Annotated in this window: 19 protein-coding genes and 1 riboswitch; of the genes, 15 read left to right on the forward strand and 4 right to left on the reverse strand. The window is 37.8% G+C overall.

Annotation, left to right across the window (positions count from 1 at the left end; translation table 11 throughout):
- Positions 1-1,010 precede the first annotated feature (1,010 nt).
- The gene (locus GSM42_RS00135; protein ID WP_160799235.1) at positions 1,011-1,475 is read right to left on the reverse strand and encodes a Fic family protein; all 465 of its coding nucleotides are present in this window, start codon (positions 1,473-1,475) and stop codon (positions 1,011-1,013) included.
- A 175-nt stretch (positions 1,476-1,650) separates the two neighbouring features.
- On the opposite strand from GSM42_RS00135, the gene GSM42_RS00140 reads away from it, so the two are divergent.
- The 5 genes from GSM42_RS00140 (at position 1,651) to GSM42_RS00160 (ending at position 5,445) form a co-directional block, all read left to right on the forward strand.
- Entirely contained in the window at positions 1,651-2,811 is a 1,161-nt protein-coding gene (locus tag GSM42_RS00140; RefSeq protein ID WP_160799236.1) for a D-alanyl-D-alanine carboxypeptidase family protein, read from the forward strand.
- A gap of 144 nt (positions 2,812-2,955) precedes the next feature.
- Positions 2,956-3,309: an anti-sigma F factor antagonist gene (gene spoIIAA / locus GSM42_RS00145; RefSeq protein ID WP_160799237.1), complete on the forward strand. Its 354-nt coding sequence runs from the start codon at positions 2,956-2,958 to the stop codon at positions 3,307-3,309.
- Positions 3,306-3,761 (forward strand): anti-sigma F factor, encoded by a 456-nt coding sequence (gene spoIIAB, locus GSM42_RS00150; RefSeq protein WP_275402099.1) that lies wholly within the window; start codon positions 3,306-3,308, stop codon positions 3,759-3,761. Before spoIIAA ends, spoIIAB begins: the two co-directional genes overlap by 4 nt.
- Before the next feature lie 10 nt (positions 3,762-3,771).
- Positions 3,772-4,524: an RNA polymerase sporulation sigma factor SigF gene (gene sigF / locus GSM42_RS00155; protein WP_160799238.1), complete on the forward strand. Its 753-nt coding sequence runs from the start codon at positions 3,772-3,774 to the stop codon at positions 4,522-4,524.
- An 84-nt stretch (positions 4,525-4,608) separates the two neighbouring features.
- The gene (locus GSM42_RS00160; protein WP_160799239.1) at positions 4,609-5,445 is read left to right on the forward strand and encodes a DUF2935 domain-containing protein; all 837 of its coding nucleotides are present in this window, start codon (positions 4,609-4,611) and stop codon (positions 5,443-5,445) included.
- On the opposite strand, the gene GSM42_RS00165 is transcribed toward GSM42_RS00160, so the two are convergent.
- From GSM42_RS00165 to GSM42_RS00175, 3 genes are read right to left on the reverse strand one after another with little or no spacing between them, the layout of a single operon-like run.
- Positions 5,435-6,553 carry a Ger(x)C family spore germination protein gene (locus tag GSM42_RS00165; protein WP_160799240.1) on the reverse strand — a complete coding sequence of 373 codons (1,119 nt, stop codon included), beginning with the start codon at positions 6,551-6,553 and terminating at the stop codon, positions 5,435-5,437. The genes GSM42_RS00160 and GSM42_RS00165 overlap by 11 nt on opposite strands.
- A complete protein-coding gene (locus GSM42_RS00170) occupies positions 6,550-7,653 on the reverse strand; it encodes a GerAB/ArcD/ProY family transporter (protein WP_160799241.1) in 1,104 nt (367 codons plus the stop codon). Before GSM42_RS00170 ends, GSM42_RS00165 begins: the two co-directional genes overlap by 4 nt.
- 4 nt (positions 7,654-7,657) lie before the next feature.
- On the reverse strand, positions 7,658-9,151 hold the full coding sequence (locus tag GSM42_RS00175; RefSeq protein WP_160799242.1) for a spore germination protein: 1,494 nt from the start codon (positions 9,149-9,151) through the stop codon (positions 7,658-7,660).
- Between the two features lie 145 nt (positions 9,152-9,296).
- Here GSM42_RS00175 and spoVAE point away from each other — a divergent pair, with 145 nt between their 5' ends.
- The 10 genes from spoVAE (at position 9,297) to scpB (ending at position 18,747) form a co-directional block, all read left to right on the forward strand.
- The gene (gene spoVAE / locus GSM42_RS00180; RefSeq protein ID WP_202404696.1) at positions 9,297-9,650 is read left to right on the forward strand and encodes a stage V sporulation protein AE; all 354 of its coding nucleotides are present in this window, start codon (positions 9,297-9,299) and stop codon (positions 9,648-9,650) included.
- A 3-nt stretch (positions 9,651-9,653) separates the two neighbouring features.
- The gene (gene spoVAEA, locus GSM42_RS00185) at positions 9,654-10,229 is read left to right on the forward strand and encodes a stage V sporulation protein SpoVABEA (protein WP_160799244.1); all 576 of its coding nucleotides are present in this window, start codon (positions 9,654-9,656) and stop codon (positions 10,227-10,229) included.
- 65 nt (positions 10,230-10,294) lie between these two features.
- Positions 10,295-11,620, forward strand: coding sequence for a diaminopimelate decarboxylase (gene lysA, locus GSM42_RS00190; RefSeq protein ID WP_160799245.1), 1,326 nt, complete (start codon positions 10,295-10,297; stop codon positions 11,618-11,620).
- A gap of 1,009 nt (positions 11,621-12,629) precedes the next feature.
- On the forward strand, positions 12,630-13,541 hold the full coding sequence (locus GSM42_RS00195) for a COX15/CtaA family protein (protein WP_160799246.1): 912 nt from the start codon (positions 12,630-12,632) through the stop codon (positions 13,539-13,541).
- Between the two features lie 69 nt (positions 13,542-13,610).
- A riboswitch (FMN riboswitch) is annotated at positions 13,611-13,761 on the forward strand.
- Between the two features lie 173 nt (positions 13,762-13,934).
- Positions 13,935-15,029, forward strand: coding sequence for a bifunctional diaminohydroxyphosphoribosylaminopyrimidine deaminase/5-amino-6-(5-phosphoribosylamino)uracil reductase RibD (gene ribD, locus GSM42_RS00200; protein ID WP_160799247.1), 1,095 nt, complete (start codon positions 13,935-13,937; stop codon positions 15,027-15,029).
- Positions 14,998-15,681 carry a riboflavin synthase gene (ribE, locus tag GSM42_RS00205; protein WP_160799248.1) on the forward strand — a complete coding sequence of 228 codons (684 nt, stop codon included), beginning with the start codon at positions 14,998-15,000 and terminating at the stop codon, positions 15,679-15,681. Before ribD ends, ribE begins: the two co-directional genes overlap by 32 nt.
- 20 nt (positions 15,682-15,701) lie before the next feature.
- Positions 15,702-16,895, forward strand: a complete 1,194-nt coding sequence (locus GSM42_RS00210; RefSeq protein ID WP_160799249.1) for a bifunctional 3,4-dihydroxy-2-butanone-4-phosphate synthase/GTP cyclohydrolase II — start codon at positions 15,702-15,704, stop codon at positions 16,893-16,895.
- A 20-nt stretch (positions 16,896-16,915) separates the two neighbouring features.
- Entirely contained in the window at positions 16,916-17,392 is a 477-nt protein-coding gene (gene ribH / locus GSM42_RS00215; protein WP_160799250.1) for a 6,7-dimethyl-8-ribityllumazine synthase, read from the forward strand.
- A 42-nt stretch (positions 17,393-17,434) separates the two neighbouring features.
- Positions 17,435-18,148, forward strand: coding sequence for a segregation and condensation protein A (locus tag GSM42_RS00220; RefSeq protein WP_202404697.1), 714 nt, complete (start codon positions 17,435-17,437; stop codon positions 18,146-18,148).
- The gene (scpB, locus tag GSM42_RS00225; RefSeq protein ID WP_160799251.1) at positions 18,148-18,747 is read left to right on the forward strand and encodes an SMC-Scp complex subunit ScpB; all 600 of its coding nucleotides are present in this window, start codon (positions 18,148-18,150) and stop codon (positions 18,745-18,747) included. The genes GSM42_RS00220 and scpB overlap by 1 nt, the downstream gene beginning before the upstream one ends.
- The last annotated feature ends 28 nt before the right edge of the window (positions 18,748-18,775 follow it).

The following is an 18,775-nucleotide window of genomic DNA, read 5'->3' on the forward strand; positions in this document are numbered from 1 at the left end:
CACACCATTCTTTCTTTTCGTTCTTAAAGAAAGAATAGCGTGTTTTTCGTCTTTGAGATTATTTTATTATGAACTTGATGGCTATGGGGATAACCCCTCTTTTCTAATCTCTAAGTTTGCAACTCGGTAAATATAAGGCTCAAATTTTCTTCAGTAGTGTTCCATTCATTTGGGGTCAGGATAATCATTTCGATGGGTAACACTTCCTTTTGTGTATTATTACCAACATTACTATTATATCATCTTTTCAGAATTTCGAATGGAGATTTTCAACCAATAGGTAAAATCAGCATCCAAAAGACGAAGTTCAATTTCCCCAATAAGAAAACCACATGGTCTCTAAGTGTATAGAGGTTATGTGGTTTTCATTATTATTTATTTTAAAACAATATCGATCCAAGAGGCATCCTCCGGTTACTACAACCACACAACAAAAAATAGACAACAAAACGAGATTTCTTTTCATTTGAAAAATTTCGTCTAATAATTCATTTATTCTGATTTTTCTAATATCGTCTAAAATTGTGAATTAGCAAACGTGGTAACTAGAATCAAAATGTACTGAAGCTGCTCTATGTGGCATCACTGTACCACCGATCTGCAAGCCATCAGCGATCAAAGTACGATCAAATGACACCTGCACTGGTCCACTGTATTTTCTTTGCTTCGATAAAATTATATACGCATGGGAAATGAGTTAGATGTTTTCATGGACGAAGATAAACTAGATAGACCGAACGCAAGTCTAAATGATGGTGTTTATTTGTTTGAATCAGAAATAGCATACTATCGATCAATAAATCGTTTGTGGTATTTTACTTAGCATTATCCTTTGTTCCATTATTGGTTTATCGGTAATAACATAGCTACTTGTGGAACGATAAGGAGTATAGGACCTTACATTTCTATGCTCTTGGTTGTTCTTTCATTATATTAGAAAGATTAGCTTTAATATGAATCAGTGCCCTTCCCTCCAACAGATGTATGAGGAGGAAGGGCACTGTGCTGTTTTACTTGAACAGTTCCGGAAGCGGATCAGGGTTATTTGTGATCCTTCCCCGAATCCAGTTGTACAGGATACAGCCAACTCTTCCATTTCCATCGATGAAAGGGTGAATATCTTCGAACTGCTTCACCCACTCTTTTGCGAAGTCATCATCCAGCGAGGAAGAGCTTGCGAGTTTGTGAAGTACAGCGACCAACCTTTCCAGACGCTCAGCGATTGCATATGAAGGAGCAGCAGTACCTGCGTTGTGAAGGAAGACAGCAGGTCCAGGTCTCCACCCAGTTACCTCTGGGTTTACCAACTTTCCCAACTGGAGAATGTCATCCATCGTAGGGAGTTGATTCGACCTAGTCTCCGCATAGACCCACGCGTGAATCATGTGAGCGACATAGATAAGAGAATCACCCTGTCGCTCTACCTCTTCCCCCATCAGCTTTGCGATCTGACCGAGGTTTGTGGTGATGGTCATTTCATGCCCCATTTCAATTAAAAGGAAGATATTATTTGCAATTATAAAAAATTTATACCCCTTATGTCAAAATCTAATTTGAAGTATCTCTATACCATGATTCTATTTATTCAATGGAATATTCCCCCTATCTCTTGCGCACACTATCCGTGAACGATAGGAGGAATGAAAGAGTATGTGGAAAAGATTTAGCATTCTTATTTCTGTCTTTTGTTTGGGGATAGTTTCTATTCCAGCAGCAGTATTTGCAGGACCTGATAGTTCATCTGATCTTGCACCCAATGCGCGTTCAGCTGTGCTGTTAGATGCAGATACAGGAGCTGTCATCTTTGAAAAAAACGGACACGATAAATTACCACCAGCTAGTATAACCAAAGTAATGACTATGCTTTTGATTATGGAAGCGATTGAGCGTGGACAATTAAAATGGAATGATCAAGTCAGCGTGAGTGAAAACGCAGCTTCCAAAGGTGGCTCTCAAATTTTTTTAGAACCTGGTGAGCAAATGAGTGTACGGGATATGTTAAAAGGTATTGCTGTTGGTTCAGCCAACGATGCTTCGGCTGCGATGGCTGAAAAGTTGGGTGGTTCTGAGCAGCAATTTGCTGAGATGATGAATACTCGTGCTAAAGAGTTGGGAATGAATGATACAAAATTTCAAAACTCCAACGGACTTCCGGTACCTGATCACTACTCTTCCGCACATGATATTGCTATTATGTCTCGAGAGTTGCTTAAACACCCTGAAATCACAAAGTTTACTGGTCTCTATCAAGATTATTTACGACAGGGAAGCAAGAAACCTTTTTGGCTAGTGAATACAAATAAGTTGGTTCGTTTTTATCCTGGTTTAGACGGGTTAAAAACTGGATTTACTGATGAGGCTCGTTTTTGTTTGACTGCAACAGCGAAGCGGGATCATTTTCGTGTAATAGCAGTTGTGATGGGGGAGCCTGACACGAAAGTGAGAAATGCAGAAGTATCACAAATGCTTGACTATGCTTTTGCTCAATTTACAAACCGCTTGTTCTACAAAAAAGGTGAAGTAATTGCAAAGGTACGCGTAGAAAAAGGAGATCCCGAATATATTACGATTCGTGCTCACCATCCAATCAGCATGATGATGAAAAAAGGCGAAAATCCGAATGGGATACGTAAAGTGATCAAATGGCGTAGCTTACAAGTACCAATCAAAAAGGGACAAGTTTTAGGGACTATGGAGTTCCATAAAGAAGGAAGAAAAGTTGCTGAACTTGAGTTAGTGAGCTCAAGTAATATTGGTAGAGCAGGTTTTTGGACTTCTATCAAGAAGGTTTTAGAAGATACTTTATTTTAATCAAGAAAGCTGACTGCGATATCGATGCAGTCAGCTTTCTTATGGAATAAACAAAAGAGTATGGAAGGTGAGTTTTTCTTTAGCAGGAAATATAAGGTAATAAAGAGAAGTAGTTCGTTAAAAGATGGAGAGGAGCGTGCTAGGTTGTCGTTATCCATTCATTTAACTTCCAACCAACGCGTACTGATTGTTCGATTGACAGGAGATCTTGATCACCATACTGCATCTGATGTAAGAAACAGGATAGAAGCAGAGTTAGTCAAAGATATACATACTCATTTGGTATTAAATCTGGAGAATCTTCAGTTTATGGATAGTTCTGGACTCGGGGTTATTTTAGGTAGGTACAAACAAATGTCGAGTAAAGGTGGCAAGATGTATTTGTGTTCCGTTCAACCTTCTGTATTTAAATTGATGGAGATGTCTGGATTATTTCAGATTTTGCCTACCTATCAAGATGAGTGTAGCGCAATTTCTGCTTGCGAGGTGGCCTCATGAATAGCATGTATCGCAACGTAATGGAGCTTACTTTTTCTAGTTTATCAGAGAACGAAGCATTCGCAAGAATTGCTGTAGCTGCTTTTATCTCACAACTGGATCCAAGTTTAGATGAGTTAAATGATATCAAAACAGTTGTTTCCGAAGCAGTTACCAACGCCATTATTCATGGATATGAGGAACATCCTGAAGAACAGGTATATATTCGCGCTGAAATTCAAGGTACCAAAATAACGATTCAAATAACAGACAAGGGAATAGGGATCGATGATATTGGCCAGGCTAGACAACCACTTTTTACATCCAAACCAGAACTAGAAAGGTCTGGTATGGGTTTTACGATCATGGAAAACTTTATGGATGAAGTAACCATACGATCAAAACCTGGCCAAGGGACAACGGTTCTTCTTGTGAAGCAGTTAAAAAACCATCCTCAAACGATGGCGAATTGAGGGATGGAAAATGGAAGCTGATGTACGGAATACAAGACACCGGTACTTGCCAGACCAAGAGGTAAAGCAACTGATCTATTCCAGTCAGCAAGGGGATAATGCAGCTAGAGATTACTTGATCAAGCATAATATTCGTTTGGTTTGGTCTGTCGTCCAACGTTTTTTGGGTCGTGGTTATGATGCAGAAGACCTCTTTCAAATAGGATCCATAGGACTATTAAAAGCAATAGATAAATTTGATCTTTCTTACGATGTCAAATTTTCTACGTATGCAGTACCTATGATCATTGGAGAAATTCAACGGTTTTTACGTGATGATGGCATGGTAAAAGTAAGTAGATCATTAAAAGAAATAGCGACAAAAGTGCGAAAAAAGAAAGATGAACTCAGTAAAAAATTAAACAGAATTCCTACCTTAAAAGAAGTAGCAGATGAATTAGAACTAACACCAGAAGAGATCGTATTTGCACAAGAAGCCAACCGAGCACCTACTTCCATACATGAAACGGTATATGAAAACGATGGAGATCCGATCACATTAATGGATCAAATAGCAGATGAATCAGATGTCACATGGTTCGATAAATTAGCATTAAAGGAAGCAATCGATCATTTATCAGAGCGGGAGCGACTTATTGTCTATCTACGATACTATAAAGATCAAACCCAATCAGATGTAGCAAAAAGACTTGGTATCTCTCAAGTTCAAGTATCTCGTTTGGAGAAAAAAATTATTTCTCAGATGAAAATGCATTTATTGTGACCAAGGCGGAAGGTAATCCTTCCGTTTTTTTGTTGGGATAATGAAGATCTTATGATAATAGGATGGTAAGAAAGGATAAGGAGGATGATGATGCATCATCAAGCATATATTTCTACATGGGAAGAACACTATTTCTGGTTAAAAATATTGAGTGATCACGCTCATTTTGTAAGGGATTATTTATCCCCTTCAGAAAAAGAATATGTGAAGATAGCAAATAGCTTTATTGATCAATTTGCTTATTTAAGAGAACAGTTAAAGTATTTGAATCCACAGTTATCTGTATCTTCACCTGAATTCATTTCGTTTGCAAGAGAAGTTCATCCAATTGCTTATGGATATTTTTCTTTGGAGTCTAATTTAGAATATTTACGATTAAGAAACCAAATAAATTTAAATTTAACTCCATCTTTTTTAACTGGTACTCTATTGGAGAATCAGGAATACTTGCGTATACTAGGCTATCTCAGTTGCGGAAAAGAAGCTCCTCCTCTGTCTTTGATTGCGTTACTTGATCTTTGGTTAGAAGACCAAGCGGGGCACGCAGAACTATTAGCAAACGGGTTAGATCCCATAGAAGGAGATCTGATTACGAAAGCAACAGTTCTATCAAGAACATTTTTATCTTATTTAACTATAAATCGAAAGATAAAGCAGATGGAACATTTTACACATGATCAAGTACCTCAACAAACTAGGTTTGTGCAGAGGGTTATACATTCAGTCAATGAGTTTAACCAATTAGTTATCTATGTGTTAAATGAATACAAAGAGAAACAAATATTTAGTCGGTTAACATATCGATTCTTAGAACATCATCTTCCAGAAACATGTTATTTTTTAAAAAAGCTATCCTACTACGTTCCAGATCACTCTGATATTCCTAAATGTGAGCTCACACCGCCTTATTTTAGTGGCTAACCCCTGTATTTATAATGACTAATTTGGTTGATATATTTATTTTTGCTTTTGCATATTCATCAAACCATTTATCTTCGATTTTTTTCCAATGATCGTATTGTTTTGCCCTTGCGTAAACTCCAAAGCCGATCGGATCGATTTTATTTTTCTGTGTTTTTTGTATTATTTTTTTGTATTCATGATCTAACTGTTCCTCAATGATTCGCTTTAATAGTTGAGGGTGTTTTGCTGCATCTAAATAAAACATTCTTTCCACGAGATCTGCATGCAAAGTTAACTCAATATCAAATTGAAAATGGCCATTAACAATGGTAGTTTTTACTTTTCGTTGTATATCTTTTATCGCTATACTTATTCGCCTTAGTTCCTTTTTTTCTTGAACTTTGTTGGAAGAGATGTATAAGGAAATGGGTATTTTTTCCAGATAAAATTTCTGCAAACTTAATAAAAGTGGGCTTTCCGACAAGTGTATTGAGGTGACATATAAACCTTCATGTGATAGGAAAGAAATACCTGCTATTTTGGGCTCTTTATGGATTACTTTCATTGCTGGTATCATGGGACTAAATCGTTTATCAAATTGTTGAGCGACAAATTGTTGTAAATTTGGGTTGTGAATGGTTCCGCTTTTAAAGGTGTCGTCTATCATATTTCTGATTACCACCCCTAATCGCCCTTTATCTTCCATATTTGCATCAAGTATATCTTCAACCGGTCCATCAATCATGACTACTCTACTACTGAGATCATCTTTTGGATCTCGCAATATGACATCTAAATAAGGCATAACGGATCTATCTTGTAAGAACTTCTTCCCAATTAGGATCGTTTGTATCTTCCCTTTCACGACGGAACCTTGGCTCAAAGCATCAAACTGATATCTAGCTTCACGTAAACTTTTTGCTTTGACTTTCATAACGTGATAATTCTTTTTTACTTCTGTATTGAACACAGGCGTACTTGCATAAAAGGTTACTTGATTTTTATCATCTAGATCAATTCCAAGTAATAAGATGATATCTGACTTTTCCAGATACATTTGATCTCCACAACCACTTACGAACAAGGTTAAGATAAGGACAATCGTGAGTATGAATTTGTTTTTCATCCTTTCACCTGTCCCTTCTTACAGATGGCTAAAAACACTTTGCTGTAAATCCAAAATACAACCGGAAATAGGAATGCAAAGATTAAACCTGATGTGGATAGCATTTTTTTGATAGAAATAACCGGCTGAAATCCGATAATAGGAAAAAAGAGACCTCCCACCCATATCGTTAGGATTACAGGAAGGAGAGGCTTTTTTATAGAACGTTGAAAAAGGTTTGAAGATCCGATTAGAGCCATATGTAGATAAGGAATAACCGACATAAACAGAATAATGATATAAGCCGAAATAAAGATGATCTCCAAGCGTTCTAAAAAAGGAAAATGGACTAATTTAATCAAATCCAAAGTAGGCCAAACAGCAAAAGCTAATTCTGTTTCACTTAAGCGTATATAGCTTAAAACTGTGACCATGATCAGCACAATGGCTGTCATGGTATTAGCAAGTAATATGCCTTTAAAAGCCTTCTTTTTATTTTGGAGACGAGGATATAGCACAAAAGCCATCTCAAAGCCCAAAAAAGAGAGTGCTGTGACAGGTGTTGATTTTAAGATTGGCAGAAATCCATCTCTTGCAATAGGCATGAGATTGAGCCATATTCCTTCTTGAGCAGTAATTAAAATAATTGGGTACATCCATATCGTAATCAGAAAGGTGAACTCAGCATAACGACTAATCATTGGTAACCCTAATCTAGTTATTTGGTAGATAGGAATAATAAAGAGGAGACCAATTAAGACTGGATTGGTATTTGGTAGAACCCATACTTTTATTAAATAGACTGTATACATAAAAGAGTAGCTGGCAGCGAATAGCGCATATAGGATCCAACAAACAAGAATGATTTTTCCAAGCCATTTTCCAAAGTACCTTGGAAGTAAATCAAATAAAGTTTCATCTGGGTTTTTTTCAAGTGTATTTATAATTAGAAAGCTGACGATAGTGGATATCATCCATCCGATAATAATTGCAATCCAACCGTCACTTCCACTAATAACAAAAAGATCATGGGGAAGAGTTAACACGCCAACTCCGATCTGTGTTTTGTATATAAGGAAGACATATTGGCTAAAGGACAAAGAAAATTTTTTATTAAACATACTATTAGTCTTCCTTCCCTTGGCGTCTTGACTGCTGGGCTTTGAGTGAGAAAGGTCGCTTTTTCATCGCTTTTAGTGGAGTGCGTATAAAATTATCCTTCCAATCGGATAAATGAATAGGTGCAAATGAACTAGAAAAAGGAACCCCTAGTGATTTTAGTGAAATGAGGTGAGCGAATAATACCATCAAACCTACAGACAATCCAACAATCCCGAATAAAGAGGAGATAATCATCATGGGAAAACGTACAAGTCGAACTGCATTAGACATATCATAGTTTGGGATAATGAACCCAGCTATTGCAGTGACAGATACAACTATGACCATAATATTGCTGACAATACCAGCTTGAACAGCAGCTTCTCCAATGACAATCCCTCCAACTACTCCAACTGTTTGTCCAATCGGATTAGGCAAACGCAATCCAGCTTCTCGAAGCATTTCAATTGCGATCTCCATAAGAATAGCCTCTAATATAGGTGGAAAAGGAACTTTAGAGCGCGATTCCCCTACAGACAACATTAAATCCAACGGAATTAATTCATAATGAAAAGAAATAATAGATATATACAATGCAGGTAGACTCATAGAGATAAAAAACGAAAGTAATCGCAACAGCCTTAAAAAAGTAGCAACAATCCAACGAGAGCTGTAGTCGTCTTGGCTTTGAAAGAATGCAGTTAATGTCATAGGGGCAACTAAAGCGTTCGGGGAGTGATCCATAAGCAATACCACTCTACCTTGAAGGAGATTAGATGCCACACTATCTGGTCTTTCCGAAATAAGAAATTGAGGAAAAATAGTATAAGGATTATCCTCAATCATCTCTTCTAATTCACCTAAATCCAAAACAGCATCTTTATTTACCTTTTGTATCCGGGCTGTTATTTCTTGTACAAATACTGGATTTACTACGTCATCTATATACAGTATCAATATTTTCGATTCAGCCCGATCCCCTATGGAATGCTCTTTAATCACTAAGTTATCATCGCTTACATAACGTCTGATAAGTGCTAGATTAATTTCTAGTGTCTCGACGAAACCTTGATGTCCACCTTTTAAGGATGATTCATTTTGTGGTTCTTGAATGCCACGCTGGGGCCAACCTTGGGTACAAAAGATTAGGGCATGGGATGTTTGATCTATGAACAGTACAGATTGCCCCTGAAAGATTGCTTTTTCTATATCGTTCCAATCAAACACTTTTGTCACTTTTCCGATTGGAATGGAAAGATTAGGTCCTAATAATTCACTTGTATTGTCTAACTGATACATAAGCGGTCGTAATAGATGATCGTTTACAGAGACTTTGTCTACTAAACTACTATAATAAACGAGGGAAACATTCTCTTTTCCTTTTGTTTGAAAGGAACGCACGATTAAGTCAGGCCCATTCGATACTCTTTTTTGTAGTTGTTCCAGATTAACCTGCAAATCTGTATACAGTAATTCATCACTATTTTTCTTATCTTCTTGTTGTTGGAACGTTTCCATTATAATGACCTCATTATTTCCAAAATAGAGTAAAAGATAGTATGAGAAAGAAAAGAGTCATTTATGCACATTGATCCATTTGTATCTTACATCTGTTTTGGGACATACTACCTTCCATATATCAAGTATAAGGGTGGGTTTGTCATTGGGATCTTTTCTTACAGCGTTTATTGTTGGTGGACTCATTTGTGTAATCGGTCAATTGTTAATGGATCTAACGCCACTTACTCCGGCACATGTTTTGACGATTTTAGTTGTGTCAGGCGCGATTTTAGATGGGATTGGTGTATATGATCCTCTAATAGCCTTTGCAGGTGCAGGGGCAACGGTACCTATCACAAATTTTGGTAACTCTTTGGTACATGGAGCATTAACTGCAGTAAAAGAAGATGGGTTAATCGGTGTTTTAACTGGTATATTCCAGATTACGAGTGCAGGTATCTCTGCTGCCATTATTTTTGGTCTGCTAACAGCGCTTATTTTTAAACCAAAAGGATAGAGCATGCCTAGACGAAAAGTTATTTTGGTTACAGATGGAGATCAGATAGCCAAAGATAGTTTAGAAAAAGCAGCTAAAAATATCGGCGGTCGCTGTATCTCTTTATCTGCTGGTAATCCATCCCCTCTTACTGCGGATTCGCTTGTTTCTTTTATTACACAAGCAGCCTATGATCCAATATTAGTTATGTTTGATGATTGCGGTTCGAGTAAAACAGGTTCTGGCGAAAGTAATTTATATGAAGTAGCTACCCATCCGGATATAGAGGTGCTAGGAGCTCTTGTGGTTGCATCCAATTGTATGAGGAGTAGAGGCACACCTGTCCACATGTCACTGGATAGCTACGGTAATATTGTAAGTACAGGTGTAAATAAATTTGGATATCATCAGCGTCAGAGAACAGCACGAATTTATGGAGACACAGTTGAAATTCTTAACAAATTATCTATTCCAGTAATTATAGGAATTGGTGATATTGGAAAAATGCGTCATCGTGATACGATTTTGATCGGATCTCCTGTTACTACAAAAGCAATTCAGCTTATTTTAAATATTCATTATCAAAATGAAACGAAATAATGCTTTTCTCCTTTAACATACTAGCGTATAGTTATGTATTATTGGTGCAAAGGAGAAGTACAATTATGTTTTTACACGGTACATCTAAGATTAATAATCATGGCCATCTAGAGATTGGTGGATGCGATACAACTCAGCTCATACAACAATTTGGTTCTCCACTGTATGTCATGGACGAGGCAAATATCCGAAAACAGATGCGCCGATTAAAACATGCATGCGAACAGAGTTCAGTTCCATTCCGAGTAGCTTATGCGAGTAAGGCCTTTAATACAGTAGCAATGTGTCGAATTGTAGAAGAAGAAGGATTTCTTTTAGATGTTGTATCAGGTGGAGAACTCTACACTGCAATGAAAGCTGATTTTCCTGCTGATCGAGTCTATTTTCATGGGAATAACAAGTCAATAGATGAATTAAATGAAGCAATCTCACATGGAGTTTGCTACATTGTAGTAGATAATTTTATTGAACTTACAATGCTAGAGGATATAGCAAAACAACGGGGTAAAATAGTACCTATTCTATTTCGGATTACACCAGGAGTAGAAGCACATACACATAATTTTGTTCAAACAGGTCAAGAAGATTCTAAATTTGGGTTTGATTTATCAAGTGGACAAGCAGATCAAGCTGTACAGTATGTGTTAGGAAGCTCACATCTCGTGTTAAAAGGTTTTCATTCCCATATCGGATCACAAATTTTTGACGCAAATGCTTTTGCAGTAGCTATTAATCGTCTTGTGGAATTAATTGGTCGCTGTCATGTCAACTTTGGTTTCTTCCCCACTGTACTCAATATTGGTGGTGGATTTGGAATTCGTTACACCAGTAAGGATACACCGCAACCAATCGAAACCATTGTAAAAGGTATTTCGGAAATAATCGAAAAATCGTTCCCTGATCAGTGTCCAGAAATATGGTTAGAACCAGGAAGATGGATAATAGGAGAATCTGGTACAACCTTGTATACCATCGGAACCATGAAAGAAATACCAAATATCCGGAAATATATAGCGGTTGATGGTGGGCTTGCGGATAATCCAAGAACAGCTTTATATGATGCAAAGTATGAAGCATTACTCGCAAATCGAGCAAATGAAGAAGCAGGTGAGTTAGTATCCATTGCAGGGAAATGTTGTGAGTCGGGAGATATGTTGATCTGGGATGTTCATCTGCCGCCAGTGAAAAGTGGAGATTTGCTAGCTGTCAGTTGTACAGGAGCTTATAACTATTCGATGGCAAGCAATTATAATCGGTTACCACGACCCGCTGTAGTTTTAGTAAACGAAGGGGAGGCCGATGTTATTGTAGAGCGCGAAACTTATCAAGACATTACAAAAAAAGACAAGGTTCCGTCAAGGCTTCTTAAACAATGTGCGAACCACATTTAGTAAATATTGTATAATAACAACCTTTTGCCTATTATTTGAAATATATTCCAGGTAAGGGGTTGTTCTTATTGAAAAATGGTTAGCATCGTGTTAACGCTAGCAATCGTATTTGCTTTTCCAACAATTACACGAGAGGGAAAAGCTGAATCAATCAACATCTTTTCTTATAATCAAACAGCAGATTCACGTCCCTTTACTTATCACGATAGAAATATCTTTTTTACAGTGGAAAGTTGTCTCAATCGCAAATCACATAATGTTTATTTATTAAGAGAGACAGATAATGAATGGTTAGGTACAAGTTGCAGATGCTAAACTTCTTTGTTATCCTACGATTGATCAAGACAGACAAAAAATCATCTTTAATCCGGGGTTATCATGGTGAGCTAACCAAAAGAGCTTATTACAAAATTCAACTAGAAGAGCCAAAACCAAAAGTAAATACGAAATTTATACAAGAATTAATTCAATTTTATAAATATTTACCGGAAAACACTTCATTTATATCTTTTCATCTGGGTATCTCACACTGACTGCGAATAAGTCCCTTACCAGCAGCCTTCATCCTCTCATGAAAGAGGGATCAACTATTATTTCAAAGGAATTTATAATTAAGAAAACATTCCATATGAGAAGGGACTTCTGGAAATCAAGCGACGATTGAAATACAACTACCCATTGGATACGCTTGGGTTGGGCTGAATACATCGTTACACTACTGATTCGAAACGTACAGGAATCTGAAACCAGTAACTTATGTGAAGAAGATGTAAACGAAGGCTGGCAAACGTTTTGCCGTTTCCATCCGAGAAAAAAGAGTGTAATTCAAACGAGAAATCTTTGATATCAATCATATCAATAGTCTAATGGATGGAAAAGAAAATAGTATATGGATACATACGATAAGGACGAATGATTCGTCCTTTTTTAATTCTGACGTTTTTATGTCTATTCTAGGAAATTAATTTATCTGTGTTACAATGTGTAATTGGATAGGAGGGACAAGTTCATGCAAAAACAATATCCCTATTTACGTGTCCTAACTTGGCTTACCGTATTTGGGTCTTATCTTATGCTCATCCATGGTTCCATTGTCACCATTACAGAATCTGGACAAGGATGTGGGAATAGTTGGCCTGTTTGTAAAGGACAATTAATTCCAGAAGATGTATCCATAGAAACTGTAATCGAGTACAGCCATCGGATAGTATCTGGAGCAGTCGGGTTTCTCATTTTACTCTTAGCTGTTTGGTGTTGGATTTCCTTTTGGAAAAATAGTAAAATCCGTTGGTTAGCATTTTGGAGTTTGTTTTTTGTAGTTTTACAAGGTGCTTTAGGTGCACTTACTGTGGTTTTCCAAGGAGATTTTGAAAGAAATGCTGCTTTGGCATTACATTTTGGTTTTTCTCTCGTCTCTTTAGCCAGTGTTATTCTACTGAACATAGAACTAAGACAAATGTTAAAAGGAGAAAATAAAACGCGTTTCCCAATAAGCAGGAATTTTCGCTTGTTTCTTTGGATATATGTACTTTATACCTATGCTGTAGTTTATACAGGAGCACTCGTTCGACATGCGGAGGCAACAATGGCTTGTGGATACCATGTACCTCTCTGTGGTCCCCAGCTATTGCCAAGTCTCGCTAATCCAGCAGGTATCCAGATGCTTCATCGTTACGCAGCTGTTTCTCTGTGGTTGATAATGCTCGTATTACTTTTATTGATTTTGGTAAAATATCCAGATAGAAAGCAATTAAAGAAAACTTCTTGGACAGCTTTTATCTTTATTACTCTTCAAGCTGTTTCAGGCGTTATTATTGTGTTATCTGGTGGTCAGTTACTTGCTGCCTTGTTGCATACCACTGTTATCTCGATCTTTTTTACTATTATCTTGTATATGGCAACACAAAAAAATTGGAGTTAGCCACTAACCTATGGTTAGTACTTTATTATTGTGATAGCGAACCAAATGATTTAGAATATAACCTATATAATTGTCCTTCGGGGTAGGGTGAGATTCCCAACCGACGGTGATGTGTCGATCAGACACTAGCCCGTGACCCACAGAAATGATTATATATTTCTGTGGTTGATTTGGTGAAATTCCAAAGCCGACAGTATAGTCTGGATGGGAGAAGGATAGAAGAAACCTTTTTTGTTTTCCATAACAGAAAGGCTGATTCGTCATGCAAGAGAAACCCCGACCAAAACAATTTGTTTGGTCGTTTTTTTGGTAGATAAGAATTCATTTATCTACATAAGTGCAACTAGACTAAGGTCTAGCTGATCTTATAAGTCGTAATTTAGGAGGTATTCAGTGAGTAATGATGAACAATGGATGAGTTTAGCTATCCAATTAGCAAAAGCAACTGCCGGGCAAACTTCTCCCAATCCGATGGTAGGAGCAGTTGTAGTGAAAGAAAATCGTTTACTTGGATCAGGTGCTCATCTGAGAGCTGGAACTCCTCATGCAGAAGTACATGCTCTTCGAATGGCAGGCGAAGAAGCACAAGGAAGTACAATCTTTGTGACATTAGAACCTTGTAATCATTTTGGTAGAACACCCCCTTGTACAGAGAAAATTATTGAATGCGGAGTAAAGCGTGTTGTCATTGGCTCCGGAGATCCAGATAAATTGGTGGCTGGAAAAGGAATAGCTAGGTTAAAAGAAGCTGGAATTGAAGTGGTAGAGGGTGTATTGGAGCAGGAATGCTTACAGCTAAATGAAGCATATTTCTACCATCGGAGAACGGGAATGCCTTTTGTTACACTGAAGACGGCAACTACTTTGGATGGTAAAATTGCTACAGCTAATGGAGATAGCAGATGGATCACAGGAGAGGAATCTAGAGCATTTGTTCATCAGTTACGCCATGAACAAGATGCGATTTTAGTTGGTGCAAATACTGTGATCGCTGATGACCCTGAACTGACTACTCGTTTACCACAAGGGGATGGGATCCATCCGGTTCGCGTTATTTTAGATAGTAAACTACGTACACCTATCACAGCTAAAATTTTAGATATATCAAAAGCCTCCACTTGGATATTTACTACGGATGATAAAGATCTTTTCAAAGAAGCCGCTTTTCAAGAAGCAGGTGTTCAGGTTATTTCTACAGGAAGAGGTCCAAAAGTAGATATCACTAAAGTCTTAGAGATATTGGGTGAGAAAGGGATTCTATCTTTGATGGTAGAAGGCGGGAGTCAAATTAATGCTTCTATGTTGAGAGGAAATCATGTACATAAAGTAATCGCATTCCTCGCACCTAAATTTTTAGGAGGTATATCTAGTCCGAGTTCTATCGGAGGAGAAAGTCCTGAAAAAATGTCGGAAGCACTATCTCTTCATCGAGTCTCTTGGAATCAATACGGACAAGATGTTTGCGTTACTGGCTATCTCAGCGGTTAAGGAGGAGATTATTATTTTTACAGGACTTGTCGAAGAAATTGGTCGTGTGGTCCAAATCATTCAAAGTGGCGAAGGCATGGAGTTGACCGTTTCTTGTTCAAAAGTGCTAGAGAAAACAAAAATCGGAGATAGCATTGCTGTCAATGGTGTGTGTCTGACAGCAACAAGTATGGGAAAAGATTATTTTGTAGCAGATGTGATGGCAGAAACTGTGCGTAAAAGTGCATTGGCAAATTATCGACCTTCGACAGTAGTAAATCTAGAAAGAGCAATGATGATTGGTGATCGTTTTGGGGGGCATATGGTTCAAGGTCATGTTGATGCTGTTGCGACACTATTAGAAAAAACAGAAATCGGGAACAGCATTTATTTCCAATTTCAAGGTTCTCCAGAAATAACTCCTTTACTTGTTGAAACAGGTTCTATTGCGATAAATGGTGTTAGCCTTACTTTAACGGAGGTGATGAGGGATACCTTTGCGGTTTCCGTGATCCCGCACACGTTTCATCAATCGCAGTTTAAGGTTCTTCAAGTAGGTGATCTAGTAAATATAGAATGCGATATTATTGGGAAATACCTTGCGAAATGGAATCGAGTAGAAGAAAAAAAACAGGAAATAGATAAAGAAAAGCTTACAAAGTACGGTTTTTAAATTTTGGAAGGAGTAGAGAGATGGCTCATACTGTAGAAGAAGCTATTGCAGATTTAAAAGAAGGTCGAATGGTAATTGTGGTAGATGCACATGACCGTGAAAATGAGGGAGATATTGTTTGTCTTGCTGACAAAGTTACGCCAGAGATTATTAATTTTATGGTGACCCATGGTCGCGGTTTAGTTTGTATGTCTATTTCAAAGGAAAGAGCAGAAGAGCTAGAACTAGCACCAATGGTATTAAAAAATACGGAACGTCATGCAACTGCATTCACCGTTTCAGTAGATTATGATGAAGTGACTACTGGTATTTCAGCCGCAGAACGTGCAGCAACCATACAAGCACTTTGTGATCCTACGAAAAAATCATTTCATTTCCGTCGTCCAGGACATATTTTTCCATTAATCGCGAATACAGAAGGTGTACTAGGCAGAGCAGGTCATACTGAAGCAGCACTGGATTTAGCAAGATTAGCTGGTGGAACCCCTGCTGGTGTCATCTGTGAAGTGTTAAAAGAAGATGGCAGCATGGCTAGATTGCCAGAATTAAAAGAGTTCTCCCAAAAACATCAAATGAAGATGATATCCATACAAGATTTAATTCAATATCGCCGAACTGTCGAGCCATTGGTAGAGAGAGTAGTATCCATCCAGCTACCAACTGATTTTGGTGATTTTAAAATGGTTGGTTACTCCAATACGATGGATCAAAAAGAACATGTAGCAATCGTGAAAGGGGATATTAATCCAGACGAACCAATTTTGGTACGAATTCATTCCGAGTGTTTAACAGGTGATGTTTTTGGTTCAAGAAGATGTGATTGTGGTCCACAATTACATGCTGCATTAGAACAAATAGAGGAAGCCGGATCTGGAATTATTTTATACATGCGTCAAGAAGGTAGAGGAATTGGTCTACTCAATAAATTACTAGCCTATAAATTGCAAGAAGAAGGCTATGATACGGTAGAAGCGAATCTGCGTCTGGGATTTGCAGATGATTTAAGAACGTATGACCTTTGCGCTCAAATGTTAAAAGACTTACAGGCTACAAAGATAAAACTAATCACCAACAATCCACGCAAAATCAAAGGATTGGATGAACATGGGATAGAAATAGTGGAAACGGTACCTATTCAACTCCCGACAGGCGAACATAACAAACACTACATGGAAACAAAGAAAGAAAAATTAGGACATCTCCTTCATCTATAAAGTAAAAGAGGTTAGTGAAAATGGCAAATTTGTTTGAAGGTAAGCTAGTAGCCGAAGGGCTACGTTTTGCAGTTGTTGTTAGTCGGTTTAATGAGTTTATCACTCAAAAATTATTAACAGGGGCTCAAGATGCTTTATATCGTCATGGGGCAGACGCTCGCAATGTAGATATTGCATGGGTTCCTGGTGCATTTGAGATTCCTCTTATTGCAGAGCAACTTGCTTCTACTGGGCGATATGATGCAATCATTACTTTGGGAACAGTCATTCGTGGTGCTACTACCCATTATGATTATGTATGCAAAGAGGTCGCAAAAGGAGTGGCAGCTGCGAGTAGTAAATACCAACTGCCAGTTCTGTTCGGGGTATTGACTGTCAATAGTATTGAACAAGCAATTGAGCGTGCTGGAACAAAGGCAGGGAACAAAGGTCATGAAATTGCAGTTAATGCGATCGAAATGGCAAATTTGCAAAAGGCAATAAAGGCTGTGATGTAAATAACAACACTACAAGTAAAACTAGATGCTTTTGAAGGCCCATTGGATCTGTTGCTACATTTAATTGACAAAGCAGAAGTGGATATCTATGAGGTATCCATTTCTACTATTACGGAGCAATATCTCACAGTATTAGAAGAAGCAAAAGCTTGGAACATGGAGATAGCAAGCGAATTTATGGTAATGGCAGCAACCTTGTTATCATTGAAAAGTAGGATGTTATTACCTCCCACTATAAAAGAGACTGAGATAGCTGATGACGAGGGAGATTGGTTAGATCCGAGAGAAGAATTAATTGAACGGTTGTTAGTATACAAACAGTTCAAGCGTCTAGGAGATCAACTAGAAGAGTTAGAATCAGAGCAAAGCAGAGTATATTCTCGTCTTCCACTCGATTTAACCCCCTTTACACCGACAAAAAATCCATTAGAAGGGATTTCTCCAGATGACCTCTGGAAAGCTTTATTTGCACTTTTAGAGCAAAAAAAAAATGAACCTGAGCCATCTCTTACGAAATTAGCAAGAGAAGAGATTTCGGTGAGTGATCGAATGGAACAAATTTTTGAAGAACTACTGCAAAAGGGTGAACTATGGTTTTCGAACATCCTAGAATCCGAAATGGTTACTCGTGAGAGGCTCATTACAACATTCCTTGCGATTTTGGAACTGATGAAAACGAAACCAATCACATGTAGACAAGGGGAACTTTTTTCGGACATTTGTATTCGGTTAGTTCGTGCAAGGGAGAGCGTTTGATGGAATCAAAGCATTGGAAAAGTATACTGGAAGGCATTATTTTTGCTGCAGGTACCGATGGAATAAGCGTAAAAGAACTTGCACATATGTTAGAGCTTCCAAAACAAGAAGTACAACTTTTATTAAATGAGATGCAACTGGAATGGAAACTTGATCATCGTGGGATCCAATTAATTCAAGTTGCAGGAAATTATCAATTGACAACACTTCCAGAACATACCTCCTATATTCAAAAAATGGCGCAAACACCCGCGCGTGCAAGTCTATCAAGAGCAGCTATTGAGGTGTTAGCGATAATCGCATATCGTCAACCTGTTACACGAGTTGAAATTGAAGAGATAAGAGGAGTGAAGAGCGACCGAATAATCCAGCAATTAGAGAGAAAGGAGCTTATTCGACAAGCTGGGAGAGCTGAAGGACCTGGCAGACCCATTTTATTCGGCACTAGCCGCCAATTTCTTCACTACTTTGGATTAAATAAGATCGATGAATTACCTTCTCCAGAATCTATTTTTCATTGGCAAGAGTGGGAAGAAGACCGGAAAAATTTGTATGAACGTTTGGGGGTGGAAGGAGAAGAAGCCAACCCTTCAGAATGATGTTTTTAATGTCAAGGGAACGCATTTT

This window comes from Shimazuella alba, from assembly GCF_009831235.1.
Lineage (GTDB): Bacteria > Bacillota > Bacilli > Thermoactinomycetales > Thermoactinomycetaceae > Shimazuella > Shimazuella alba.

Excerpts from the sequence above, each read along its gene's own strand:
- GSM42_RS00135 (WP_160799235.1), bottom strand. The coding sequence starts at position 1,475 with ATGACCATCACCACAAACCTCGGTCAGATCGCAAAGCTGATGGGGGAA.
- GSM42_RS00140 (WP_160799236.1), top strand. The coding sequence starts at position 1,651 with ATGTGGAAAAGATTTAGCATTCTTATTTCTGTCTTTTGTTTGGGGATA.
- spoIIAB (WP_275402099.1), top strand. The coding sequence starts at position 3,306 with ATGAATAGCATGTATCGCAACGTAATGGAGCTTACTTTTTCTAGTTTA.
- sigF (WP_160799238.1), top strand. The coding sequence starts at position 3,772 with ATGGAAGCTGATGTACGGAATACAAGACACCGGTACTTGCCAGACCAA.
- GSM42_RS00160 (WP_160799239.1), top strand. The coding sequence starts at position 4,609 with ATGATGATGCATCATCAAGCATATATTTCTACATGGGAAGAACACTAT.
- GSM42_RS00165 (WP_160799240.1), bottom strand. The coding sequence starts at position 6,553 with ATGAAAAACAAATTCATACTCACGATTGTCCTTATCTTAACCTTGTTC.
- GSM42_RS00170 (WP_160799241.1), bottom strand. The coding sequence starts at position 7,653 with ATGTTTAATAAAAAATTTTCTTTGTCCTTTAGCCAATATGTCTTCCTT.
- GSM42_RS00175 (WP_160799242.1), bottom strand. The coding sequence starts at position 9,151 with ATGGAAACGTTCCAACAACAAGAAGATAAGAAAAATAGTGATGAATTA.
- spoVAEA (WP_160799244.1), top strand. The coding sequence starts at position 9,654 with ATGCCTAGACGAAAAGTTATTTTGGTTACAGATGGAGATCAGATAGCC.
- lysA (WP_160799245.1), top strand. The coding sequence starts at position 10,295 with ATGTTTTTACACGGTACATCTAAGATTAATAATCATGGCCATCTAGAG.
- GSM42_RS00195 (WP_160799246.1), top strand. The coding sequence starts at position 12,630 with ATGCAAAAACAATATCCCTATTTACGTGTCCTAACTTGGCTTACCGTA.
- ribE (WP_160799248.1), top strand. The coding sequence starts at position 14,998 with ATGTTTGCGTTACTGGCTATCTCAGCGGTTAAGGAGGAGATTATTATT.
- GSM42_RS00210 (WP_160799249.1), top strand. The coding sequence starts at position 15,702 with ATGGCTCATACTGTAGAAGAAGCTATTGCAGATTTAAAAGAAGGTCGA.
- ribH (WP_160799250.1), top strand. The coding sequence starts at position 16,916 with ATGGCAAATTTGTTTGAAGGTAAGCTAGTAGCCGAAGGGCTACGTTTT.
- scpB (WP_160799251.1), top strand. The coding sequence starts at position 18,148 with ATGGAATCAAAGCATTGGAAAAGTATACTGGAAGGCATTATTTTTGCT.